Consider the following 23,416-nt stretch of genomic DNA (forward strand, 5'->3'; position numbering starts at 1 on the left):
CATGGACCAGTCTTACGCCTTCCTCCTCGAGGTGACGAAGCCGCGGGCGCTCATCTTCGCCTTCGTGTTCGTCGGTGCCCTGAGCTGGCTCTGCTATCAGTTCTCGGCCAAGGTCACGCGCGGCCGGGTGCACGGCTCCGCCATCGCCATCCTGGTCGGCCTCGCGCTGGCGCTCGTCGGCGGCCTGATGACCAAGGGCAAGAACGGCATCGCCGACGTTCCGCTGTTCGCCGGCTTCGCCCTGATGGGCGGCGCCATGCTGCGCGACTTCTGCATCATCTCGACCGCCTACGGCGTGCGGATGGAGGAGCTCAAGAAGGCCGGTCTCGCCGGGGGCCTGTCCCTCGTCGTCGGCACCTTCGTGGCCTTCGCGGTCGGCGTCGTGATCGCCTATGCGTTCGGGTACCGTGGCACCGCGGAGCTCACCACGATCGGCGCCGGCGCCGTGACCTTCGTCGTCGGACCCGTGACGGGCAGTGCGCTCGGAGTGTCGTCGGACATCATCGCCCTGTCGATCGCGGCCGGCGTCGTCAAATCGATCGCCGTGATGATCCTGACGCCGTTCCTGGCCAAGCCGTTCGGCCTGACGAACCCGGCGGCCGCCATGGTCTATGGCGGGCTGATGGGCACCACCAGCGGCACCGCCGCCGGCCTGGCCGCCACGGATCCCCGCCTGGTGCCTTACGGCGCCCTGACGGCCACCTTCTATACGGGTTTCGGCTGTCTGGTCTGCCCGTCGATCTGCTATATCATCATGCGGATGATCTTCGGGTGATCCGCCAATCAGCTGTGCCGACGCCCGCCGGCACGTTCGGATAGCGTAGCGGATCGAAAATCCGTAAGAACCCGTCGGCGGCCGGGGGATCGACCCCCGTATCCCGGCCGTCGACACGACAAAATCAGGTCTCGCCCCATGGACGATCGTACTGTCATCATCCCCACCGATCTCGCCTCGAGCGTCGCGCCCGGCGTCGGCGGCATCGTTCGCAACGACTGGACGCGGGCCGAGATTCGCGCGCTCTTCGACCTGCCGTTCCCCAGCCTGATGTTCGAGGCGCAGCGGGTGCACCGGCAGAATTTCGACCCGCACGAGATCCAGGTCTCGTCGCTCCTGTCGATCAAGACCGGCGGCTGCCCGGAAGATTGCGGCTACTGCCCGCAGAGCGCCCGCCACAAGGACAAGCTCCCGGCCGAGAAGCTGATGGAGGTCGAGAAGGTGCTGGCCGAGGCGCGCCGCGCCAAGGCGGCCGGCTCGACGCGGTTCTGCATGGGCGCCGCCTGGCGCAGCCCCAAGGACCGCGACCTCGACGTCGTCTGCGCCATGGTCGAAGGCGTCAAGGAGCTCGGCATGGAGACCTGCATGACGCTCGGCATGCTGTCTCCCGAGCAGGCGCTCCGCCTCAAGGAGTCGGGCCTCGACTACTACAACCACAACATCGACACCTCGCCGGAGTTCTACGGCAACATCATCACCACCCGCACGTTCCAGGATCGCCTCGACACGCTGGCGGCGGTGCGCGAGGCCGGCATCAACGTCTGCTCGGGCGGCATCGTCGGCATGGGCGAGGCGCGCGAGGACCGGGTCGGCATGATCCACTCGCTCGCCACCATGCCGGAGCATCCGCAGTCGGTGCCGATCAACATGCTGGTGAAGGTGAAGGGCACGCCGCTGGAGGACGAGAAGGACTTCGACGCCTTCGAGTTCGTCCGCACCATCGCGGTCGCTCGCATCGTCATGCCGAAGTCGTTCGTGCGCCTCTCGGCCGGTCGCGAGAAGATGAGCGAGGAGATCCAGGCGCTTTGTTTCCTCGCCGGCGCCAACTCGATCTTCTACGGCCCGAAGCTGCTGACCACGCCGAACCCCGGCCCCGATCACGACCTCGCGTTGCTGGCCAAGCTCGGCATGAGCCCGATGGGCGGCCTTTCGGCGGACGCCGAGGCGTCCGAGGCGGAAGCCGAGGCCTGCGGCTGCGGCGACGCGCCGATGCTGACCGGGCGGGCCTGCCACGGCTGAGGCGAGCGAACCGGCTGCGGGAGAGTACACGATGGACGCGAGATCGCTGCTGACGCGGCGCACCGTGACGGCGGGTGGCCTGGCGGCCGCCGCCGCCGGCATCGTCGCCGCGACGGTGAGGGCGAGCGGCCCGACCACCTGGCCGGACCGGCCCGTCCACGTCATCGTGCCCTATCCGGCGGGCGGTTCGGTCGATCTCCTCACCCGCATCGTCGCGGAGCGGCTGGAGGCGCGCTTCGGCCAGACCTTCGTGATCGAGAATCGGCCGGGTGCCGCCGGCAACATCGGCGTCGCCGCCATGGTGGCGAGCCGGCCGGACGGCTACACGATCGCGGCCGCGACGGTCGGCCACTTCGCCATCAACCCGTTCATCGACGGCCCGGCGGCCGCCGATCCGGACCGCGACTTCGCGCCCGTGTCGCTGATCTACGAGCTGCCCAACGCGCTGGTGATCCCGGCCCGCGTGCCGGCCACCACGGTGGCCGCGTTCGTCGCCTGGGCGAAGCAGCAGGGCAAGCTCGCCTTCGGGAGCTCCGGGGTGGGCACCTCGACGCATCTGTTCCCGACCCTGTTCGCGGCCCGCACCGGGATCGACGCCACGCACGTGCCGTTCCGCGGCGCCGCCCAGACGATTCCCGCGATGCTGTCCGGCGACGTCGCCTTCGCCATCGACAATCTCACGTCCTACATGGCGTATATCGAGAGCGGACAGATCCGCCCGCTCGCCCTCACCGGCACGCAGCGCTGGCCGGCCTTGCCCGACGTTCCCACCATGGCCGAGGCCGGCATGCGGGACTTCGACATGACGTCCTGGGCGGCTTTCGCCGTCCCGGCCGGCACGCCGCGTGCGGTCGTCGACCGGCTCGCCGAGGCGATGCGCGACATCGCCGCCGACGAGACGGTGCGCCGCCGCTTCGCGATCGTCGGGGCGCGCGCCCTCTCGTCGACGCCCGAGCAGGTGGCCGCGCGGGCCGCCCGCGAGCGGCCGATCTGGAAGGAGACGGTCCGGCTCGCCGGGCTGGCGGGCTGAACCACCCGCCTGCGCCCGGCCGACCCCCGGCCGACCATCGATCATGGACATCTTCGAATCTCTGAGCGGCGTGTTCAGCTGCATGCTGATGATCGCGCTCGGCACTTGGCTCACGCATCGCGGCTGGTTCGACGAGGCGACCGGGCGGCTGTTCTCGCGGCTCGCCATGACCGTCGCGATCCCGTGCTACATGATCGTCAGCATGACGAAGTCCTACACGCGGCAGGATCTCGTGCAGGCCGGCACGGCCGCGGCCGTGCCGCTCGTCGTGATGCTCACGGTCTGGGCGATCGGCGTTTCGGTGTCGTATCTGGCGCGGGTGCCGGCGCAGCGCCGTGGCGCCTTCCAGGCGATGTTCTTCGTCTCCAACAGCGGCTTCATCGGCTTTCCGGTGAACGTCGCGCTGTTCGGCGAGGCGGCGCTGCCCTACGCCGTGATCTACTATCTCGTGCAGACGCTGCTGTTCTGGACGATCGGCGTCCATGGGCTGAGCCTCGACGGACCGCGCTTCGCGGCGCAGCGTGACGGCTCGATGGTCGTGGTGCCGCGACCGGCTTTCGGGCTCTCGACTCTGCGCAACGTCGTGACGCCGCCGCTGATCGGTTCGGTGCTCGCCGTCGTGCTGATCCTCGGTGGCATCAAGCTGCCGACCTTCCTGTCGAGCACGCTCGGCTATCTCGGCGGCATGACGACGCCGCTCGCCATGCTGTTCCTCGGCATCGCCATCTACGTGTCGAATCTGAGGTCGGTGCGGATGAGCCGCGACATGTGGATCCTGGTCGCGGCCCGCTTCCTGATCGCGCCGGCCGTCGTGCTCCTGGTCACGTCGCTGATCGAGGTGCCGGATCTGATGCGCAAAGTCTACGTCATCGAGGCCGCCATGCCGGTGATGACGCAGGTGTCGATCGCGGCGCGCGCCTACAACGCCGACGCCGGCTACATCGCGGTGATGACCGGGCTCACCACCGTGATGGGCCTGTTCACGATTCCCGCCTATTTCCTGTTGCTGCAGTTCGGCGTCCTGTGACGCGGAGAACGACGATGTCACGACGAACCGCCACGCTTCGCCGCCCGCGCTGGACCGGTCTCGCTTCGGTGCCGGAGAGCGCGCAGGCCGCGCCCGCCTGGCATGCGGACGGGCTCGCCCATGTCTGGCTGCCTTATGCGCAGATGAAGACGGCGGCGCCGCCGCTGCCGGTCGCGGCGACCCGTGGCAGCCGCATCGTGCTCGCCGACGGGCGCGAGCTGGTCGACGGCGTGGCGTCGTGGTGGACGGCCTGCCACGGCTACAATCACCCGCACATCGCCGCGGCGGTGGCGCGTCAGCTCGCCACCATGCCGCACGTGATGCTCGGCGGCCTGCTGCACGAGCCGGCGGCGCGCCTCGCGACCCGGCTGGCGGCGCTGCTGCCCGGCGATCTCGATCGCGTCTTCTTCACCGACTCCGGCTCGGTCGCCGTCGAGGTCGCGATGAAGATGGCGGTGCAGTACTGGATCAACAGCGGCGTGCGCGGCCGGACGAAGTTCGTCGCGTTCCGGGGCGGCTATCACGGCGACACCACCGGCACGATGGCGGTGTGCGATCCCGACGAGGGCATGCACCGGCTGTTCCACGGGCTGCTGCCGGAGCAGTTCATCGCCGACCTGCCGTGCGACGACGAGAGCACGGCGGCGCTCGACCGCCTGCTGGGTGAACGAGCCGACGAGGTTGCCGGCATCATCGTCGAGCCCTTGGTGCAGGGCGCGGGCGGCATGCTGTTCCACGACGCGGCGGTGCTGCAGCGGCTGCGCGCCGCGGCGGACAAGCACGGCACGCTCCTGATCTTCGACGAGGTGTTCACCGGCTTCGGCCGCACCGGGACGATGTTCGCCTGCGCGCAGGCCGGTGTGGTGCCCGACATCCTCACGTTGTCGAAGGCGCTCACCGGCGGCACGATGCCGCTCGCCGCGACGGTCGCGTCGCGTCGCGTGTTCGAGGCCTTCTGGTCCGACGATCCGATGCACGCGCTGATGCACGGGCCGACCTTCATGGGCAACCCACTCGCCTGCGCGGCCGCCAACGCGTCGCTGGATCTGTTCGCGCGCGAGCCGCGGCTCGCCCAGGTGGCGGCGATCGCGGCGCAGTTGACCGAGCAGCTCGCGCCGTGCCGCGATCTGCCGGGTGTCGTCGACGTGCGGGTGCGCGGCGCCATCGGCGCCGTCGAGCTCGAGACGATCGACATCCCGGCCCTCAAGGCACGCTTCGTCGAGGCCGGGGTCTATGTCCGGCCGTTCGGCAGGATCGTCTACCTGACGCCGGCCTTCACGATCGGCGAGGCCGATCTGGCGCGTCTCACCGGCGCGATCGTCCGGGTGCTGGGCACGCGCTGACTCCGGCGCGGCGCCGTGCTCACGCGCCCGCTGTCGTGAGAAAACGCTCGACCATCGATCGGTAGCCGGCGCCGAACAGGCGCAGATGCACGAGCGCCGGCCACAGGCTGTAGATCGCCAGCCGCTCGTCGTGGCCGGGCGCGAGGTCGCCGTAGGCGTCGAAGAAGGCGCGGCTCGGCCGGCCGAACAGGCTCAACATCGCGATGTCGACCTCGCCGTGGCCGTGATAGCAGGCCGGGTCGATCAATCCAGTGATGCGGCCGCCGTCGGCCAGCACGTTGCCGGTCCACAGATCGCCGTGCAGCAACGATGCGGGTGGGTGCGCCGGAAGCCGGTTCTTCAGATCCGCGGCAAGCGATTCGATGCGGTGGGCGAGGGCGGCCGGGACGTGCGGGACGTTCACCAGAAGCCGCCGCTCGCCCCAGAAGGTCGGCCAGTCGTCGGCGAAGGCGTTGACGATGGCGACCGGGCCGAAGGCGTAATCCTCCGGCCAGCCGTAGCGCGCGCCCGTGGTGGCGTGCAGACGGGCGAGGAGGCGGCCGAGATCGCCCCAGGCCTGCTCGACGCCGCCGCCGGCCGGCAGCACCTCGATCACCAGCGCGGCGTCGCTGACCGCCAGCACGGCCGGGGCCGGCGCGCCGGCCGCCGCGATCGCCTGCAGCATGGACGCCTCGGTGCGCGGTGCCGGTCCGGACTTGACGAGGGCCGTGCGGCCGTCGGCGAGCCGGATGCGGACGATCTCGGAGAGGTCGCCGCCGCCGAGCGGCCGTGTCTCGACCAGGCGGCCGCCGAGCAGGGCCGCGCCGGTGGCGGCGAGCACGCTCATCCGCCGACGATCCGGCGGGCGAGGGCCGCGGCACCGCTGGTCACGTCGGCCCAGGTGGTCTCGAAGCCGTCGTCGCCGCCGTAATACGGATCGGCGACGCTCTCTCCGGCGCGGCCGTCGACATAGTCGAGCAGCAGCGCCACCTCGGCCGCGGCATCGCGCGGGCGAAGGCGCCGGAGCGTGACCAGCACGGATTCGTCGAGTGCGACAACATGGGTGAACCGGGAAAAATCCTCGCGGGTGACCTGCCGCGCCCGGCACCGGCCGATGTCGACACCATAGCGGCGCGCCACCGCCTGGGCGCGCCGGTCGGGCGGCTCGCCGACATGCCAGCTCCCGGTCCCGGCCGAATCGATCTCCACATCGAGCCCGAGGCGGGCGGCCTCGACCCGGAAGGCCGCTTCGGCGAGCGGGGAGCGACAGATGTTGCCGAGGCAGACGAACAGGACGGCGGGCTTTTGCGGCTGCGGCGACACGGGATGGCCTTCGATGCGGTTCGACGGTGCCACTATGCCGCGCCGTCGGCGCGCCGCAAGCTGCGCTCTCCGGTTGTGTCGAGTTGTGCCGCGCCGCCTCGCGGCGCCCGCAGCGGGTCCGTACACCCGTGAGGAGCGCCGTTGTATCCGGCGCGTCCGGAACCGACGACCCGAACGCTCAGCTCCGCGCGGCGCGCTTCGCCTCGCCCGTGCCCATCACGACCTCGGTCGCCACCTCGTCGATGCTGAAGCAGCGGAAGCAGTCGTACATGATGCGGGTTCCGAGATCGCGGGTGTAGCCCTGGCCGATCTTCTTGCCGCACACGCTGCAGTCGAGCTCGGCGCGCGGCTCCCGGTCGTTCACGATGATGGCAGTCAGCATCGGGGGTCTCCTGGTGTCTTTCCGACAGCTATGCAAGTTCCACGCAAGCGCATCCGGGGCCATCTGACGGGCCGGTATGCGTTTCGGGCTCCACAGCATCGGCGGGCGGTGGTGCGGGTGTCGTCCTCCCTGAGCCTTGTCGAACGGTCGCGGTCGGTGCCGAGGCCGACGCCGATCGCCTCTTGCACGCTCAGTCTCCGACGACTTGCCTAACAACCGGTTTTCATCCGAACCGGCGTGCGGCTTCGCCGGGCGAGACGCGCGTGCAAGCGCGCCCGTCTCCATGTAAGAGAGTCGCCTCGGTGACCTAACCCGCGGATATCACGATGCAGAGCCTCGCCGACTTCCTGAACGCGCTTCCCGACAGCGAAAAGCTCGTGATCAGCACCCCGACCGACCTCGATTTCCTGCCGACCGCGCTGGTGCTGGAGCTCGAGGCGCAGAAGCGTGCGCCGGTCGTGATCATCGAGCGGCCGGAGGGGTTTTCGGGGCCGGTGGTGTCGAACCTGTTCGCCGACCGTGCGCGCATCGCCCGCATGGCCGGGGCGTCCCCGACCGGCTTCGCCCAGGCCTGGACCGAGGCGATGGCGGGCCTCGTGCCGGCGGTCGTGACGTCGGGACCGGCGCCCGTGCACGACGTGGTCGCGCTCGGCAACGAGGCGGACGCCGCGACGCTGCCGATCTCGCGCCACTTTCAGGCGGATGCGGGACGCTACATCGGCTCCGGCATCCTGGTCTGCAAGGATCCCGATACCGGCGTGCGCAATCTCAGCTTCCAGCGCATGCAGCTCAAGGGGCCGCGGAAGTTCGGCGTCAGCCTGCATTCGCGCGGCCACATCTGGGATCATCTGCAGCGCTGCGAGGCGCGCGGCGAGAATCTCGAGGTCGCGGTCGTGATCGGGTGTCATCCGGCCATCTACATCGCGGCCGGCGCCAAGGTCGCCATGGAGGTCGACGAGTTCGCGGTCGCCGGCGCGCTGATGAAGCAGCCGGTCGAGCTGGTGAAGTGCAGAACCATCGACGTCGAGGTGCCGGCGAACGCCGAATACGTGATCGAGGGCGAGATCCTCGCCGGCGTGCACGAGGACGAAGGGCCCTACGGCGAATACACCGGCTACTCGACCTATCGGTCGACCCGCAACGTGTTCCAGGTGAAGGCGATCACGCACCGGGCGAAGCCGATCTTCCTCGACATCATCCCGGGCTACTCGGCCGAGCATCTGCTGCTCAGCCGCTGCACCCGCGAGGCGCATGTGTTCCACCGACTCAAGGAGATGGTGCCGACCCTGAAGGCGCTGAACTATCCGAAGTCCGGCACGCATTTCCACGCCTTCATGTCGTTCAAGAAGACGGCGGAGGGCCAGGCGCGGCAGGCCCTGATGCTACTGATGGGGCTCGACAGCTACATCAAGCTCGCCGTTGCCGTGGACGACGACATCGACGTCTTCGACGAGACCGAGGTGATGTGGGCACTCGCCACCCGGTTCCAGGCCGACACCGACATGTTCATGGTGCCGAAGGTGTTCTGCAATCGGCTCGACCCGTCCTCGGTCGAAGGCATGTCGGCGAAGCTCGCGCTCGACGCGACGCGGCCGATGAATTTCGAGGGCGAGCGCACCAGCCTGCCGCAGAGCGCGCTCGACTGGGCCCGCGACGTGATCGCCAAGACGCGCTGACCAGCCGCCACGCTGATCACGTCCGGGATTCCGGCAATTCGTCCACGCGGCCTGACGGAATTTCGGATTTCGACCTCGGCCGAGGTGGAGACCGCGGCGCGTGATGGCGGCTATGCAGACGCACCCGCGGTCTTCCGCTCGACTTGTCGGGCGGAGCCGAGCCCTCGCCGATAATCGCCTCGATCCAACCGGGCGAAGCCGCGGATCGCACGGATTTTCGGGCGCTTCCGCGACCCCGTCACGACCATGTCACGTCGCGTCGGCTGTCGGAATCGTCCTGATCAGGACTATGATCACGGCCGAGCCGTGGCGATCCTCTGCCCGAAACTCATATCCGCGACGAGCCGCGGAGAGTTGACACGGCGCGGCCGCGGCGCGACGTACACGCGTGTCGCCGCGATTCCACGCTTGATCCGCGGCACGGCAATCGGTGCCGGTCCGTCCGCGGCAGGTGTCGCGGAATCTGCCGCGCCGGCTCACGGTCGGGCAAGCCTGCGTCGGCCGTGACGCACCCCCACCAAGGCGAGACGCGAGCGGGCAGGAGGCATCATGCGCATGGTCGATCGATCCGGATACGAATTGTTGACGAACCCGATCCTCAACAAGGGGACGGCGTTCACGGAGCACGAGCGCGACGTGTTCGAGCTGCACGGCCTCCTGCCGCCGCATGTCGCCAGCCTCGACCAGCAGGTCCAGCGCCGCATCACGGCGTTCCGCGAGCTGCCCGACGATCTCGCCCGCTACGTCTTCCTGCGCGGCCTGCAGGACATCAACGAGACGCTGCACTACGCGCTGCTGACCCGGCATCTCGAGGAGATGCTGCCGATCGTCTACACGCCGACCGTCGGGCTCGGCTGCCAGAAGTTCAGCCAGGTGTTCCGGCGGCCGCGCGGCCTCTTCCTCAGCCCGCCCTACAAGGATCAGATCGGAAAGATCCTCGGCCAGCGCCGCTTCGACAACGTCCAGGTCATCGTCGTCACGGACGGCGAGCGCATCCTCGGCCTCGGCGACCAGGGTGCCGGCGGCATGGGCATCCCGATCGGCAAGCTGTCGCTCTACACGGCGGCGGGCGGCATCGATCCGTCCCGCACGCTGCCGATCATGCTCGACGTCGGCACCGACAATCAGGCGCGCCGCGAGGATCCGCTCTACATCGGCTGGCGTCATGAGCGTCTGCGCGGCCCCGACTACGACGACTTCGTCGAGGCCTTCGTCGACGCCGTGGCGAAGCGCTGGCCGCACGTGCTGCTGCAGTTCGAGGATTTCGCCGGCCCGAATGCGGCGCGCCTGCTCGAGCGCTATCGCGACCGGCTCTGCACGTTCAACGACGACATCCAGGGCACCGCGGCGGTCGTCTGCGGCGCGCTCTTGTCGGCCGTCCGGGCCGCCGGCCAGACTCTGAAGGAGCAGCGCATCGTGATGGCCGGCTCGGGGGGCGCCGGCTCCGGCATCGCCTCGCTGCTGGTCAAGGCGATGGTGCAGGACGGCCTGTCCGAGGACGAGGCGCGCCGGCGCTTCTATCTGCTCGGTAGCCGCGGCCTGCTGCTCGAGGGCAGCAACCGGCTGCAACCTTATCAGGTGCCGTTCGCCCACACGCGCGAGCACGTCGCCGGCTGGACCGTCGAGAGTCGCGAGGCGATCAGCCTCGAGGAGGTGGTCCGCCACGTGAAGCCGACCATGCTGATCGGCACCAGCGGCCAGACCGGGCTGTTCAGCGAGACGGTGGTGCGCGAGATGGCGAAGCACGTCGCGCGGCCCGTGGTGTTCCCGCTCTCCAATCCGACCTCGCAGAGCGAGGCGGTGCCGGCCGACGTGATGGCCTGGACCGAGGGCCGCGCCGTGATCGGGACCGGCAGCCCGTTCGCGCCCGTACCGGTGAACGGCCGCACGGTGCACATCGATCAGGTCAACAACTCCTACATCTTCCCCGGCATGGGGCTCGGCATCGTGACGGCGCGGGCGCGCCGCGTCACCGACACGATGTTCCTGGCCGCGGCGCGGGCGCTCGCCGACCTGTCGCCGGCGCGCAGCGATCCGACCGGCACGTTGCTGCCGCCGGTGAGCGCGCTGCGGGAGGTGTCGGCGAAGGTCGGCGTCGCGGTCGCGCTGCAGGCCTACGAGGAGGGGCTGGCACCGGGCCTCGATCCGGCCCGGGCCGACGAGTTGGTGCGGGAGCAGATGTGGGAGCCGCGCTACGAGTCGTATCGGCGCGCCGGCTGATCGCCGGGTCTGGGTATTGCCCACACGGGCGCGCTCGCGCGGAAGCACCCGCGATCACGATCACGCCACGACGATCGCGGGTGCGCCGGCTTCTGCCGGCGCGCCCGGCCCCGCGAAGGGCTTCGCGGATCGGACGACGACGCGGCGCGCCTGCGCCGCCTCACCGCTCGATGGTGAACTCCCAGTTCGCGAAGCCGTAGGTGTTCTCCTCGGACGGCGGGAACACGCCGCTGGCGATATAGGCGCGCACCAGGCGCTCGATGATCACCTGCTCCTCGGGCGTCGGCCCTTCGACGATCTGGCTCGGCGAGCGATCCTCGGGCAGCTCGATCTCGGCCGCGACCTCGATGGCGACTCCGACGGCCGGATGCAGGCCGTGCCGCTCGATCCAGTCGCGGGAGATGTAGGCGACGTCGCGCAGATAGTTCGGACGAAGATGTTCCACGTGTTGTGCTCCATCGGCATGCGGTGCGGTCGTGGATCTCGTCGACCCCGATCGAACCGGTCGGATCACCGCATCGCGGCGCCCGCCCTCTGACACGAAAGGCGCCGTGCCGAGCCGAACAACTCCGGCCTACGGCACGGAAGCGGCGATGCCGTGAGGCGATGCCGCTCTCTCGCGGCCGTCGCGTCGCGCACCACCGTCGCAGGGGTCCGGCTTCTTGCCCTGCTGGTCCGTCGGTCCGCGCCGTCTCGTGTCGCAATGCAACAGCCGATACGACGGCCGTGCCCTGCTCGACTGCGGCTCGGGCGATCCGCATCCGGACCGCGCTCGCCCTCGGCACCGATCGTCCCGCGGTCCTCTCGACCGCACAGGCGTCGCGGCTCTGCCGCAGCGCATGGTCACGTTTCGTCTGCACAAAAAAATCGCAGACACGACAGCATCTGCGAGTGTCGAGATACAGGAAACACGTATCTCACGGTATCCGGGAGACCACCGAGGCCGATCAACACATGATTGTCACGGTCTGCGTGACGGATCTTCTCACGTCGACGCGCGCGTTCCGCCGACGCATCACGGTCGGACCGGCACGGTGCGTGCCGCAGCCGGATCGGCGCGGTGTAACGAGATGTTCATCATCGCTCCGACGAGGCGCGGCGTGATTCTGCTTCGAAATCTCCGGCGCGTCAGAATCTCGCGCCGCGCCTGTTCTTGACCGCTCCGGGGCGTTCGTCTATGCAACGCGAACGTCGGTAGAAGCGGTCAGCCGAACATTGTAACACTTGCGCCACCCGCGCGCGAGTGCCGGTTCGGTCGGAGATTGCTGACAGACACGTGAAGTTCGCACTGCTCGTTCGCACTGCCGAATTTCGCTCTCGTCGCAACTCGTCTCGACCGGACGCTCACCGTGCCGTCCACCCGGTTTCGTGATCTTCGCGTGCGTGATTTTCGCGTACGTGAATGTCGTGCAAGTCGTCCGCGCCGGTCGTGCATCCGCACGGCCGGTGGCGGCGTGGCCTCGACACGGTCCGCGTTCCGTCCCGCCTGCGACCCCTGCGATCCGCAAGGAGTGATCTGATGATCATCGATATCAGCTGCTACCCGACGAACCTCGTCGACCTCGCCTGGCGGCACGACGGCGAGCCGTTCACGGGCGAGCGTCTGCTGAAGATGATGGACGGCCCCTACTGGGTGAACGGCAAGCCGCGCCGCGTCGACAAGGCCTTCATCCAGCCGCCCCAGGGCAACACGCTCTACACCGACGGTGTGCTCGAGAAGGCCGGCCGCGACGGCATCGACGAGTACATGGCCTACACGCTCGAGCTGGTGCGCAAGTATCCGGATCGGTTCATCGGCTGCTTCGTCTACAATCCGCGCTACGGCGTGAAGAACGGCGTCGAGGCGATCGAGCGTTACGTCAAGCAGCACGGCTTCAAGATGGTGCAGTTCCAGGCGAACATGCACTGCTATCGCCCCGACCGCGCCATGGACTGGCTCCAGCCCGCGATGGAGAAGTGCGCCGAGCTCGGCGTGTTGGTGAAGCTCCACACCGGTGACGGCCCCTACTCGATCCCCAACGAGTGGACGCCGATCATGTACAAGTACAAGACCGTCAACTTCATCATGGCGCATTTCGGCGTGCAGACCGGCGGCGTCTACTGCTTCGAGCCGTTCCAGCTCGCCATGGACAACCCGAACGTCTTCTGCGAGTCCGGCTGGTGCCTGCAGTCGCGCATCGTCGAGTTCTCCAAGGATCTGCCCAAGAACAAGATCCTGTTCGGCACCGACACGCCGCCGAACGAGCCCGGCATGTGGCTGCGCCACCTCGAGGTGCTGTGCACCGAGCCGCCGCAGGGCCTCAACCTCGACGAGGACACGCTCGAGGACTACTTCGGCAACAACGTCGCCCGGATGATCGGGCTCGAGCCGACCGCTCCGCCGAAGAGCCGCGAGGAGGCCGAGGCCTACCTCGCCGCCTGCAAGCAGCGCGAAGCGGCCTGACGCATTTCGGAGAGAGCCCGATGATCATCGACACCCACCTGCATCCCACCAATCTGGTCGACGAGGCGTGGCGCCACACCGGCACGCCCTTCACGGGCGAGCGCCTGCTGAAGATGATGGACGGCCCCTACATGATCAACGGCAAGCCGCGCCGGATCGACATGGGCTTCATCCAGCCGCCGCCCGGCAACACCGGCTACCGCGACGGCAACCGCATGGGTCGCGAGGGCATCCGCGACTACATGAGCTACATCGCGGAGCTGTGCCAGAAGTATCCGGACCGCTTCATCGGCAACTTCACGTTCAACCCGCGCTGGGGCCCGGAGAACGGCGCCGCCGAGCTCGAGTTCCACGTGAAGGAGTACGGCTTCAAGATGCTGAAGCTGCACGCCAACATGCACGGCTACCGGCCCGACCGCGCGCTCGACTGGCTGCGGCCCGCGATGAAGAAGTGCGCCGAGCTCGGCGTCGTCGTGCTGATCCACACGGGTGACGGCCCGTACACGATCCCGACCATGTTCTATCCGGTGATCCGCGAGTTCCCGATGGTGAACTTCATCATCGGTCACTTCGGCATCCAGACCGGCGGCAACTACTCGTTCGAGGCGTTCTGGATGGCGATGGACACGCCGAACGTCGTCTGCGAGTCGGGCTGGTGCTTCCAGTCGCGCATCGTCGAGTTCGCCCGCGAGCTGCCGCGCCACAAGATCGTGTTCGGCACCGACTCGCCGCCCAACGAGCCCGGCATGTGGCTGCGCGAGCTCGAGGTGCTGTGCTCGCCGCCGCCCCACGGGATGAATCTCGACGAGGACGGCCTCGAGGACTACATGGGCAACAACATCGCCCGTATCTGCGGCATTCCGACGACGCTGCCGCCGCGCACCCAGGAGGAAGCGCTGGCCCGTCTGAAGGACACCTACGCCATGGTCGAGCCGCGTCCCACGGTTCCGGCCTGATCATTTCGCTCGATGCGGCGGACGAGGAGACAGCCTCGCCCGCCGCTCCTCCGTCCGGCGCGGCTTCCATGCATCCGTTTGCTTATCATCGACCGAAGAGCCTCGACGAGACGATCGCGCTGTTGTCGCGGCACGGCGGTGCCGCCGACCTGATGGCGGGCGGCACCGATCTCCTGGTCGAGATCAAGGAGAGCATCCGCCGGCCGGCCGTCGTCGTCGACATCAAGGCGCTGCCGGGCCTCGGCGATCTGGTCTGCGACGCGACGCAGGGGCTGCGCATCGGCGCGCTCGTGACGGTGCGCGCGATCGAGACCTCGCCCGCGGTGCAACGGCTCTATCCGGCGCTCGCGCAGGCGGCCCGCGAGATCGGCTCCATCCAGATCAGGAACCGGGCGACCGTCGTCGGCAATGTCTGCCGCGCCTCGCCGTCGGCCGACACGCTGCCGCCACTGATCGCTTGCGGCGCGACGATCGAGATGGTCGGGCCGGCGGGACCGCGCCGCCTGCCGCTCGACGAGTTCTTCACCGGTCCGGGCAAGACCGCGCTCGGACCGAGCGAGATCGTCACCGCTCTCGTGCTGCCGCCGCCGGCGATCGCGAGCGGCGCCGACTACATCAAGCACGGCCGGCGCCGCGCCATGGAGCTCGCGACCGTCGGGGTCGCGGTGTTGCTGCGCCGCGACGGCAGGGTCTGCCGCGACCTGCGCATCGTGCTCGGTGCCGTCGCGCCGACGCCGATCCGGGCGCGCGCCGCCGAGGCGGTGCTGGAGGGGGTGGCGCCCGACGAGGCGACGATCGCGTCGGCCGGCCGTATGGCGCGTGACGAGTCGCGGCCGATCAGCAACGTGCGGGCGAGCGCCGACTATCGCCGTGCCATGGTCGAGGTGCTGACGCGCCGCGCCGTGGCGACGGCGTGGGCGCGGGCCTGCGAGGAGACCCGGTGATGACCATGGCGACCACGGCCGGCCCGAGCGTTCCGATCAGCGTCACGATCACCATCAACGGCGAGGCGCGCGATCTCGCGGTTTCGCCGTCCCGCACCCTGCTCGACGTGCTGCGCAACGAGGCCGGCCTCACCGGCACCAAGAAGGGCTGCGACGTCGGCGACTGCGGCGCCTGCACGGTGCTGCTCGACGACGTGCCGGTGAACTCCTGTCTGGTGCTGGCCGTCGAGGCCGACGGTCGCAGCGTCACGACCATCGAGGGGATCGCCCCGGATCCGGACCGGCTGCACCCGCTGCAGGAGAACTTCATGGCGCTCGGCGCCTCGCAATGCGGCTTCTGCACGCCCGGCATCATCGTGATGGCCAAGGCGCTGCTCGACAGGAATCCGAACCCGACCGAGGAGGAGATCCGCTTCGGCCTCGCCGGGAACATCTGCCGTTGCACCGGCTACACCAAGATCGTCGAGGCCATCCAGGTGACGGCGCGGCAGATGGCCGCGGGCGGTCCGGCCGGCGCCTGAATAACATGCAAGCCGGCGCCGGCGTTGCCGCGGAGCGCGGCACGCCGCGGCGCCGAAGCGCGAACGACACGGCGGGCCGCGGCCCGTGCCATGGCATGTGGTTTGCCTGCAAAGGCGGCAGTGGATCCCCGTCGGGATCCCCGGGAGCGTCAAACATGATCAGATCAGTTCTTGCCGGAACCCTCGCCTCGCTGGTCGCCGCCGTCGCGGCGGTGCCGGCGCTCGCCGACACCGACATCAAGTTCGCCCTCGACTGGAAGTTCGAGGGCCCGACGGCGCCGTATTTCGTCGCCATCGACAAGGGATATTACAAGGCGGAGGGCCTCAACGTGTCGATCGACACCGGCGCCGGCTCGGTGTCGGGCATTCCGCGCGTCGCGGTCGGCACCCACCAGCTCGGCTTCTTCGACCTCAACTCCGTCGTCCGTTTCCGCGACCAGAATCCCGACAAGGACGTCAAGGTCGTGATGATGCTTTACGACCGTCCGCCCTTCGCGATCGGCACGCTGAAGAAGACCGGCATCGCCAAGCCGAAAGACCTCGAGGGCCGTGTGCTCGGCGCGCCGGCCGCCGACGGCGCCTTCGCGCAGTGGAAGGCCTTCGTCCAGGCCAACGGCATCGACGAGTCGAAGGTGAAGATCGAGAACGTCGGCTTCCCGGTGCGCGAGCCGATGCTCGCCGACGGCAAGGTCGACGCCATCACGGGCTTCACCTTCTCGATGCACTTCAACCTGCTGCAGAAGGGCATCCCGGCCGACCAGATCCAGATGCTGGTGATGTCGGACCACGGCCTGTCGCTCTACGGCAACGGCATCATCGTCAATCCGGACTTCCTCAAGAACAATCCGGAGGCCGTGAAGGGCTTCCTGCGCGCCACCATCAAGGGCCTTCAGGACACCGTCAAGGATCCGGCGACCGCCGTGAAGTCGGTGATGAAGCGTTACGAGACCGGCGACGAGAAGACCGAGCGCGAGCGGCTCGAGCTGGTGCTGCGCGAGCACGTCGTCACCCCGTGGGTGAAGCAGAACGGCGTCGGCGACGTCGATCCGGCCCGTCTCGCCAAGTCGGTCGAGCAGATCGGCGTCACCTACGAGTACAAGAACAAGCCCTTCGCGATCGACGTGTTCACCAACAAGTACCTGCCGCCGGCGGCGGACCGCAAGCTGTGAACAACGGCGGCCGCATCCTCTGACGCGTCATGCCCGGGCTCGTCCCGGGCATCCACGTGTTCGAGGCTCGGCGAGACGTGGATGGCCGGGACGAGCCCGGCCATGACACGCGGGAGATCGAGGCGACGATGACTTCAGTGATCGGCAAGAGCGTCAAGCGCACCGACACGCTCGGCAAGGTGACGGGCGGCGCCGTCTATGCGGGCGACGTGGTGCTGCCCGGCCTGCTGCACGGCAAGACGAAGCGCGCCACCGTCGCCCATGCCCGCATCGTGTCGATCGACACCAGCAAGGCGCTGGCGCTGCCCGGCGTCAAGGCGATCCTCACCCACGCCGACGTGCCGCGCGTGCTGCACTACGGCTCGCCGCATCCGCGCTCCGCCTCGGTGACGCAGGACCAGTACATCCTCGACACCAAGGTCCGCTATTACGGCGAGGGCGTCGCCGCCGTCGCCGCCACGTCCGAGGAGATCGCCGAGCTCGCCTGTGAGCTGATCGAGGTCGAGTACGAGCCGTTGCCCGCGGTCTTCACCGTGGAGGACGCGCTGAAGCCCGACGCGCCGACGATCCACGACGTCGGACCCGGTGGAAACCTCGTCCTGCCGCCCTTCGTCGTCACCCGCGGCGACGTGGAGAAGGGCTTCGCCGAGGCCGACGTGGTCGTCGAGGGCGAGTACGGCATGGGCCGTCCGACGCCGGCCTACATGGAGCCGAACGTCTGCGTCTGCCAGTGGGATCCGCTCGGCAAGCTCACCGTCTGGACCTCGACCCAGAGCCCCTTCATGGTGCGCGGCACGCTGGCCGAGGTTCTGGGCCTGCCGCTCAACAAGGTGCGGGTGCTGGTCGATCACATGGGCGGCGGCTTCGGCGCCAAGCAGGATCTGTTCCAGCACGAGTTTCTGTGCGCGCTCCTGGCGCAGCGGACGCGCCGTCCCGTGCGCATGGAGTTTTCCAGGAAGGAGACGTTCCTGGGCGGCCGCACGCGGCATCCCGGAACGGTGTGGATCAGGCAGGGCTTCAAGCGCGACGGCACCATCACGGCGCGCGAAGCCAAGGTGGTGTTCAACAGCGGCGCTTACGGCTCGCACGGGCCGGGCGTCACGGCGGTCGGCACCGCGGCGCTCACCTCGCTCTATCGCTGCGAGAACGTGCGGCTGGAAGGCCGCTGCGTCTACACCAACACGCCGATCGCCGGCGCCTTCCGGGGCTACGGCGTCGTGCAGACCTATTACGCCCTCGACATCCTGATGGACGAGGCGGCGGAGATGCTCGGCCTGGATCCGGCGGAGCTGAAGCTGAAGAACGCGGTGCGCGAGGGCGACATCGCGCCGTCCAACCATCCGCTCACCGGCCACGGCCTGGAAGACTGCATCCGCCGCGGCATGGAGGAGACCGGCTGGGCCTCCCGGTCCACCAAGCGGCGCGCGGCGCCGGCAGGGCGGCTGCGGCGCGGTTGGGGCATGGGCTGCGAGATGCACGGCTCATCCGCCTATCCGGGCATCAAGGAGCAGGGCAACGCCGTCGTCCGCATGAACGAGGACGGCTCGGTGACGCTGATGACCGGCACCACCGGGCTCGGCACCGGCGCCCACACGGCGCTCGCCCAGATCACGGCCGAGGAGCTCGGCGTCAAGTTCGAGGACGTCGCCGTGGTGCACGGCGACACCGACGTGGTGCCGTGGGACATCGGTGCCTTCGCCAGCCACACCACCTTCATGGCCGGCCGTGCCTGCCAGATCGCGGCCGCACAGGTGAAGGCCAAGGTCTTGGCGCGCGCCGCCGACAAGCTCGAGGTCGCGGCTGCGGATCTGGAGATCAAGGACAGCGTGATCAGCGTGAAGGGCGTGCCCGGCATGAGCATGACGGTGCGCGATGCGATCGCGGCCGAGAAGGGCATCCCGGCGCCGCAGTTGCTCGGCGAGGGCAGCTATCACCCGACCAAGTCGTATTCCTTCGCGGCGCATTTCGTCGAGGTCGAGGTCGACACCGAGACCGGCCAGGTTTCCGTTCTTCAGGTCGTGCCCGTGCACGAGATCGGCAAGGTCATCCATCCCATCGCTGCGGCCGGGCAGATCGAGGGCGGCATCCAGCAGGGCATCGGGCATACGCTGTCCGAGGACTTCGTCGTCGATCATCGCGACGGGCGCCCGCTCAATGCGAGCTTCGTCGACTACAAGATGCCGCTCGCCATGGACATGCCGCCGATCAGGACCATCATCCTGGAGACGGCGCCGTCCGACGGCGGGCCGTTCGGCGCCAAGGGCGTGGGCGAGGATCCGATCATCGCCATCGGCCCCGCCATCGCCAACGCCATCCACGACGCGATCGGCGTGCGCTTCCGCCACTACCCGATCACGCCGGAGCAGATACTTCAGGCGCTCGCCGCGCGCGAGGACGCACAGGCGGCGTGACCATCTCTCTCCGTCACCCTGAGGTGCCGCGCGAAGCGCGGCCTCGAAGGGCGACGGCCCGTGGATCCGGGGCCGCATCCTTCGAGGCTCGACCTGCGGTCGAGCACCTCGGGATGAGGCTCTGAATCAGAGACGACAGATTTCCAGCCCTGCCGGGTGAGACGATGACCGACACCAGTAACCAGCCCCCCGTCCCCGTCACCATCCTCACGGGCTTCCTCGGCGCCGGGAAGACGACGCTCCTGAACTACATCCTCACCGAGCGGCACGGACACCGCATCGCCGTGATCGAGAACGAGTTCGGCGAGGTGAACATCGACTCGGGTCTCGTCCTCACCTCGGAGGAGGAGATCTACGAGATGACCAACGGCTGCATCTGCTGCACGGCGAGCGTCCGCCAGGATCTCATCGAGGTCTTGCAGAAGCTGATGGCGCGGCGCGAGAAGTTCGACCACATCCTGGTCGAGACGACCGGCATCGCCGACCCGACCCCGGTCGCGGCGGCGTTCTTCGTCGACGCCGAGGTGGCGAAGCAGGTGAGCCTCGACGGCATCGTCACGCTGGTCGACGCCAAGCACATCGGCCGGCATCTCGACGACCCGGATCTGCACGGCGTCGACAACCAGGCGGTCGATCAGATCGTCGCGGCCGACCGGCTGATCGTCAACAAGGTCGATCTCGTCGACGAGGCCGAGATCGCCACCGTCGAGAGCCGCATGCGCGGCCTCAACGCGACGGCCGAGATCATCCGGTCGAGCTACGCCAAGGTCGAGCTGGAGAGGATCCTCGGCATCGGCGCCTTCGACCTGTCGAAGACGCTCGCCGCCGACGAGCAGTTCCTCGACGTCCATCATCACCATCACGAGCACGACCCCGGGTTGGAGACGATGTCGTTCGTCGATCCCGGCTCGTTCGATCGCGCGAAGCTCGAGGCGTGGCTGCGCGACTTTCTCGCCGCGCACGGGGACGACGTGTTCCGCCTCAAGGGCATCGTCGCGATGGCCGGCGACACGCGGCGTCACGTCATCCAGGGCGTCCATCGCCTGATGGAGATCCGCTCCGCCGACCCATGGGGCAAGCAGCCGCGCTCCTCGCGCATCGTGCTGATCGGCAAGAAGCTCGACCGCGCCGCCGTCACGGCCGGCCTGCGCGGGTGTCTGGTGGGGTAGGGCTCCCCGTCATTCCGGGGCGCACGCGTCAGCGCGCGAACCCGGAATCCAGTGACAAGCACCGAGAACCGGGCGGGATTCCGGGTTCACGGACCTGCGGTCCGCGCCCCGGAATGACCAGCATCACAGCACCGCGGCGGCCTGCTTCAGATCCGCCACCAGGTCGTCGATGTGCTCGAGGCCGACCGAGAGGCGCAGCGTGCCGTCGGCGATGCCGAGCGCGGCCCGCTCCTCCGGCTTGAAGCGCGAATGCGTCGTCGTCGCCGGGTGCGTGATCAGGCTCTTCACGTCGCCGAGATTGTTGGAGATCGAGACGAGCTTCAGGGCGTTCTGGAACCGGAACGCACCCTCCTTGCCGCCCGTCACGTCGAAGGCGATCAGGGTCGAGGCGCCGCTCATCTGCCGGGCGATCACCTCGGCCTGCGGATGATCCTTGCGGCCCGGGTAGATCACCTTGGTGATGCCCGGGATCGCCAGCATCGCGTCGGCGAGCTTGCCGGCCGTCTCGGTCTCGCGGGCGAGCCGCACCGGCATCAGCTCGAGGCTCTTCAGCAGCACCCAGGCGTTGAACGGCGAGATCGCCGGGCCGGTCATCCGCAGATAGAGCTGGATGCGCTCCTCGATCAGCGCCTTCGAGGCGAGGATCGCGCCGCCCATGCAGCGGCCCTGGCCGTCGATGTGCTTGGTCGCCGAGTAGACGACGACGTCGGCGCCGAGCGCCAGCGGGCGCTGGTAGAGCGGCGTCGCGAACACGTTGTCGACGATCAAGAGCGCGCCGACCGCGTGCGCGATCTCGGCGATCGCCGCGATGTCGAGCACGTCGAGAGTCGGATTGCACGGCGTCTCGAGGAAGAACACGGTGGTGCCCGGCGTCGCCGCAGCCTTGCGCCACTGGTCCAGATCGGTGCCGTCGACCAGCGTCGAGGTCACGCCGAAGCGCGGCAGCATCTCCTCGATGATCCAGCGGCACGAGCCGAACATGGCGCGCGGTGCCACCACGTGGTCGCCGGCCTTCACGAGCCCCATGATGGCGCCGTTGACGGCCGCCATGCCGGTCGCGACGGCGCGGCACGCCTCCGCGCCTTCCAGCGCCGCCAGCCGGTCCTCGAACATGGTCGTCGTCGGGTTGCTGTAGCGCGTGTACTGGTAGCCCGGATCTTCGTTCTTGAAGCGGGCCTCGCAGGTCTCGGCGCGGTCGTAGACGAAGCCCTGGGTCAGGAACAGCGCCTCCGACGTCTCGCCGAATTGCGAGCGCAGGGTGCCGCCGTGCACCAGACGGGTCTCGGGATGGAGGTGGGCGTCCGCCGCGGGCGGGCCGGGCGGCTGGGATTTGGTGTCGAGCATTGCGTGGATTTCGTCTGGCCGGGACCGTGGCGGGACGGTCCGGAGGGAGGAGGCCGCCCCGGCGGGGCGCGACGGCCGGTTCACGGTCATAGAGCACAAGCGGCCCGGCGCGACCAGGGGAGTGGCCGGCCGGTGGCGGCGCGGCATTCTCCCGGGGCGGGAGCGCCAGAAAGGAAATTCTTCCGATGAAGGTGAAGAAGGAACTGTCTTGCAAATGGCATTCGCCATATTGCGTTGCAGAGAAAAACATTCTTTCTCCGCCGAAACGGTCCTGTCTTTCGCGGAGTCCGCCATGCCGTCCGACCCCTTCACCGCCCAATCCGGCACCCCCTCCCGCCGCGCCGTGCTGGCCGGGCTGTCCGCCTCGGTCGCGGCGGCGAGCCTCGGCCTGCCCGGTCCGGCATTCGCCCAGGCGGCGCCGGTCAAGCTGCGCGTCGGCGTCATCCCGATCCTCGGCGCGGCACCGATCTTCGTCGCCGACAAGGAGGGCTGGCTGAAGCAGGCCGGGCTCGACGCGAGCGTCACGACCTTCGAATCGGGCCCCAACATGACCCAGGCGCTCGCCTCCGGCACCATCGACGTCTACGTCGCCGGTGTCGCGCCGCTCGCCGTGGCGCGCGCCCGCGGCGTCGACGTGAAGGTCGTCACCGCGACCGCCGTCGAGGAGATGACCTTCGTCGCCACCGGCAGGCTCGCCCGGCATTTCGCCCCCGGCGTTTCGCCGGCCGAGGCGTTCAAGCACTATCGGGCCGCCGCGGGCGCGCCGGCCCGGCTCGCCACCCAGCCGGCCGGCTCGGTGCCGAACACCACGCTGCAACATTGGCTGTGGGAGGTCGGCAAGGTCGACAAGGCCGACGTGACGGTGGTGCCGATGGGCATCGACGCGACCCAGCAGGCCGTGCTGGTCGGCGCCGTCGAGGGCGCGACGGTGCGCGAGCCGGCCGTCACCATCGTCCAGGGCCGCGACCCGAGCATCAAGCTGGTCGCGCTCGGCGGCGAGATGTTCCCGGGCCAGCCCGGCACCGTGGTCGCCGTGACGGCGGCGTTCCTGGAGAAGCATCCGACGCCGTCGCAGGGGCTGGTCGACGCGATCGTCCGGGCGACGCGGCTGATCCAGCAGGCGCCGGACCGTGTCGCCCCGCACATCGAGGCGGCGCTCGGCAAGGGCATCACCGACGTCGCGACGATCCGCAAGGCGCTCGCCTCGCCGGCCTCGAAGTTCGTCGCCGACCCGCGCAGCATCGTCGAGCCGACCGCGGCGATGCAACGTTATCAGGTGACGCTCGGCGCGCTCGACAAGGAGCTGCCGCTCGACGGCCTGTTCGAGCCGAAGTTCTTCCTGAAGGCGGCGGCGAGCCAGTAGCGGCGCGCTGCGCCGAATCTCCCGAGCCCGTCATGCCCGGCCTCGTGCCACGGCTGTCCGGCACGGATTGTGCTTGAAGAGGTGCACGGCATTGATTCTGCT

General features: G+C 69.0%; 20 protein-coding genes. 15 read left to right on the forward strand and 5 right to left on the reverse strand.

Annotation, left to right across the window (positions count from 1 at the left end; all coding sequences use genetic code 11):
- Position 1: 1 nt before the first annotated feature.
- The 5 genes from madM to ACFSOX_RS16845 all read left to right on the forward strand — a co-directional run bounded on the left by madM (position 2) and on the right by ACFSOX_RS16845 (position 5,414).
- On the forward strand, positions 2–775 hold the full coding sequence (gene madM / locus ACFSOX_RS16825; protein WP_378478970.1) for a malonate transporter subunit MadM: 774 nt from the start codon (positions 2–4) through the stop codon (positions 773–775).
- A 138-nt stretch (positions 776–913) separates the two neighbouring features.
- Positions 914–2,014 (forward strand): biotin synthase BioB, encoded by a 1,101-nt coding sequence (gene bioB / locus ACFSOX_RS16830; protein ID WP_378478971.1) that lies wholly within the window; start codon positions 914–916, stop codon positions 2,012–2,014.
- Positions 2,015–2,045: 31 nt separating this feature from the next.
- The gene (locus ACFSOX_RS16835) at positions 2,046–3,044 is read left to right on the forward strand and encodes a Bug family tripartite tricarboxylate transporter substrate binding protein (RefSeq protein ID WP_378478972.1); all 999 of its coding nucleotides are present in this window, start codon (positions 2,046–2,048) and stop codon (positions 3,042–3,044) included.
- A gap of 43 nt (positions 3,045–3,087) precedes the next feature.
- Positions 3,088–4,071, forward strand: a complete 984-nt coding sequence (locus ACFSOX_RS16840) for an AEC family transporter (RefSeq protein ID WP_378478973.1) — start codon at positions 3,088–3,090, stop codon at positions 4,069–4,071.
- A 14-nt stretch (positions 4,072–4,085) separates the two neighbouring features.
- Positions 4,086–5,414, forward strand: coding sequence for an adenosylmethionine--8-amino-7-oxononanoate transaminase (locus ACFSOX_RS16845; RefSeq protein WP_378478974.1), 1,329 nt, complete (start codon positions 4,086–4,088; stop codon positions 5,412–5,414).
- A 19-nt stretch (positions 5,415–5,433) separates the two neighbouring features.
- On the opposite strand, the gene ACFSOX_RS16850 is transcribed toward ACFSOX_RS16845, so the two are convergent.
- From ACFSOX_RS16850 to ACFSOX_RS16860, 3 genes are all read right to left on the reverse strand, one after another.
- Positions 5,434–6,240, reverse strand: coding sequence for a fructosamine kinase family protein (locus ACFSOX_RS16850; RefSeq protein WP_378478975.1), 807 nt, complete (start codon positions 6,238–6,240; stop codon positions 5,434–5,436).
- Positions 6,237–6,749: a low molecular weight protein-tyrosine-phosphatase gene (locus tag ACFSOX_RS16855; protein WP_378478976.1), complete on the reverse strand. Its 513-nt coding sequence runs from the start codon at positions 6,747–6,749 to the stop codon at positions 6,237–6,239. The genes ACFSOX_RS16850 and ACFSOX_RS16855 overlap by 4 nt, the downstream gene beginning before the upstream one ends.
- A 145-nt stretch (positions 6,750–6,894) precedes the next feature.
- Complete coding sequence (locus ACFSOX_RS16860) at positions 6,895–7,098, reverse strand: LIM domain-containing protein (RefSeq protein ID WP_378478977.1); 204 nt, start codon at positions 7,096–7,098, stop codon at positions 6,895–6,897.
- A 326-nt stretch (positions 7,099–7,424) separates the two neighbouring features.
- Here ACFSOX_RS16860 and ACFSOX_RS16865 point away from each other — a divergent pair, with 326 nt between their 5' ends.
- Both ACFSOX_RS16865 and ACFSOX_RS16870 read left to right on the forward strand, forming a co-directional pair.
- Entirely contained in the window at positions 7,425–8,774 is a 1,350-nt protein-coding gene (locus ACFSOX_RS16865; RefSeq protein WP_378478978.1) for a UbiD family decarboxylase, read from the forward strand.
- A 555-nt stretch (positions 8,775–9,329) separates the two neighbouring features.
- Positions 9,330–10,994 carry an NAD-dependent malic enzyme gene (locus ACFSOX_RS16870; protein ID WP_378478979.1) on the forward strand — a complete coding sequence of 555 codons (1,665 nt, stop codon included), beginning with the start codon at positions 9,330–9,332 and terminating at the stop codon, positions 10,992–10,994.
- Between the two features lie 160 nt (positions 10,995–11,154).
- Here ACFSOX_RS16870 and ACFSOX_RS16875 read toward each other — a convergent pair whose 3' ends face one another.
- A complete protein-coding gene (locus tag ACFSOX_RS16875; RefSeq protein WP_111358296.1) occupies positions 11,155–11,439 on the reverse strand; it encodes a hypothetical protein in 285 nt (94 codons plus the stop codon).
- Positions 11,440–12,513: 1,074 nt separating this feature from the next.
- Here ACFSOX_RS16875 and ACFSOX_RS16880 point away from each other — a divergent pair.
- From ACFSOX_RS16880 to ACFSOX_RS16910, 7 genes are all read left to right on the forward strand, one after another.
- Complete coding sequence (locus tag ACFSOX_RS16880; protein WP_378478980.1) at positions 12,514–13,437, forward strand: amidohydrolase family protein; 924 nt, start codon at positions 12,514–12,516, stop codon at positions 13,435–13,437.
- Between the two features lie 20 nt (positions 13,438–13,457).
- Entirely contained in the window at positions 13,458–14,393 is a 936-nt protein-coding gene (locus tag ACFSOX_RS16885) for an amidohydrolase family protein (protein WP_378478981.1), read from the forward strand.
- Between the two features lie 68 nt (positions 14,394–14,461).
- Complete coding sequence (locus ACFSOX_RS16890; protein WP_378478982.1) at positions 14,462–15,337, forward strand: FAD binding domain-containing protein; 876 nt, start codon at positions 14,462–14,464, stop codon at positions 15,335–15,337.
- A gap of 5 nt (positions 15,338–15,342) precedes the next feature.
- The gene (locus ACFSOX_RS16895; protein WP_378478991.1) at positions 15,343–15,858 is read left to right on the forward strand and encodes a (2Fe-2S)-binding protein; all 516 of its coding nucleotides are present in this window, start codon (positions 15,343–15,345) and stop codon (positions 15,856–15,858) included.
- Between the two features lie 155 nt (positions 15,859–16,013).
- On the forward strand, positions 16,014–17,027 hold the full coding sequence (locus ACFSOX_RS16900; RefSeq protein ID WP_378478983.1) for an ABC transporter substrate-binding protein: 1,014 nt from the start codon (positions 16,014–16,016) through the stop codon (positions 17,025–17,027).
- A gap of 128 nt (positions 17,028–17,155) precedes the next feature.
- Positions 17,156–19,438 carry a xanthine dehydrogenase family protein molybdopterin-binding subunit gene (locus ACFSOX_RS16905; RefSeq protein WP_378478984.1) on the forward strand — a complete coding sequence of 761 codons (2,283 nt, stop codon included), beginning with the start codon at positions 17,156–17,158 and terminating at the stop codon, positions 19,436–19,438.
- 164 nt (positions 19,439–19,602) lie between these two features.
- Positions 19,603–20,607, forward strand: a complete 1,005-nt coding sequence (locus ACFSOX_RS16910) for a CobW family GTP-binding protein (protein WP_378478985.1) — start codon at positions 19,603–19,605, stop codon at positions 20,605–20,607.
- Between the two features lie 123 nt (positions 20,608–20,730).
- Here the strand turns inward: ACFSOX_RS16910 and metZ are convergent, their stop codons facing one another.
- Entirely contained in the window at positions 20,731–21,951 is a 1,221-nt protein-coding gene (metZ, locus tag ACFSOX_RS16915) for an O-succinylhomoserine sulfhydrylase (protein ID WP_378478986.1), read from the reverse strand.
- Positions 21,952–22,243: 292 nt separating this feature from the next.
- Between metZ and ACFSOX_RS16920 the strand changes: the two genes are divergently transcribed.
- Entirely contained in the window at positions 22,244–23,314 is a 1,071-nt protein-coding gene (locus ACFSOX_RS16920) for an ABC transporter substrate-binding protein (RefSeq protein ID WP_378478987.1), read from the forward strand.
- Positions 23,315–23,416: the final 102 nt, after the last annotated feature.

Source organism: Rhodoplanes azumiensis (assembly GCF_042682915.1).
Lineage (GTDB): Bacteria > Pseudomonadota > Alphaproteobacteria > Rhizobiales > Xanthobacteraceae > Rhodoplanes > Rhodoplanes azumiensis.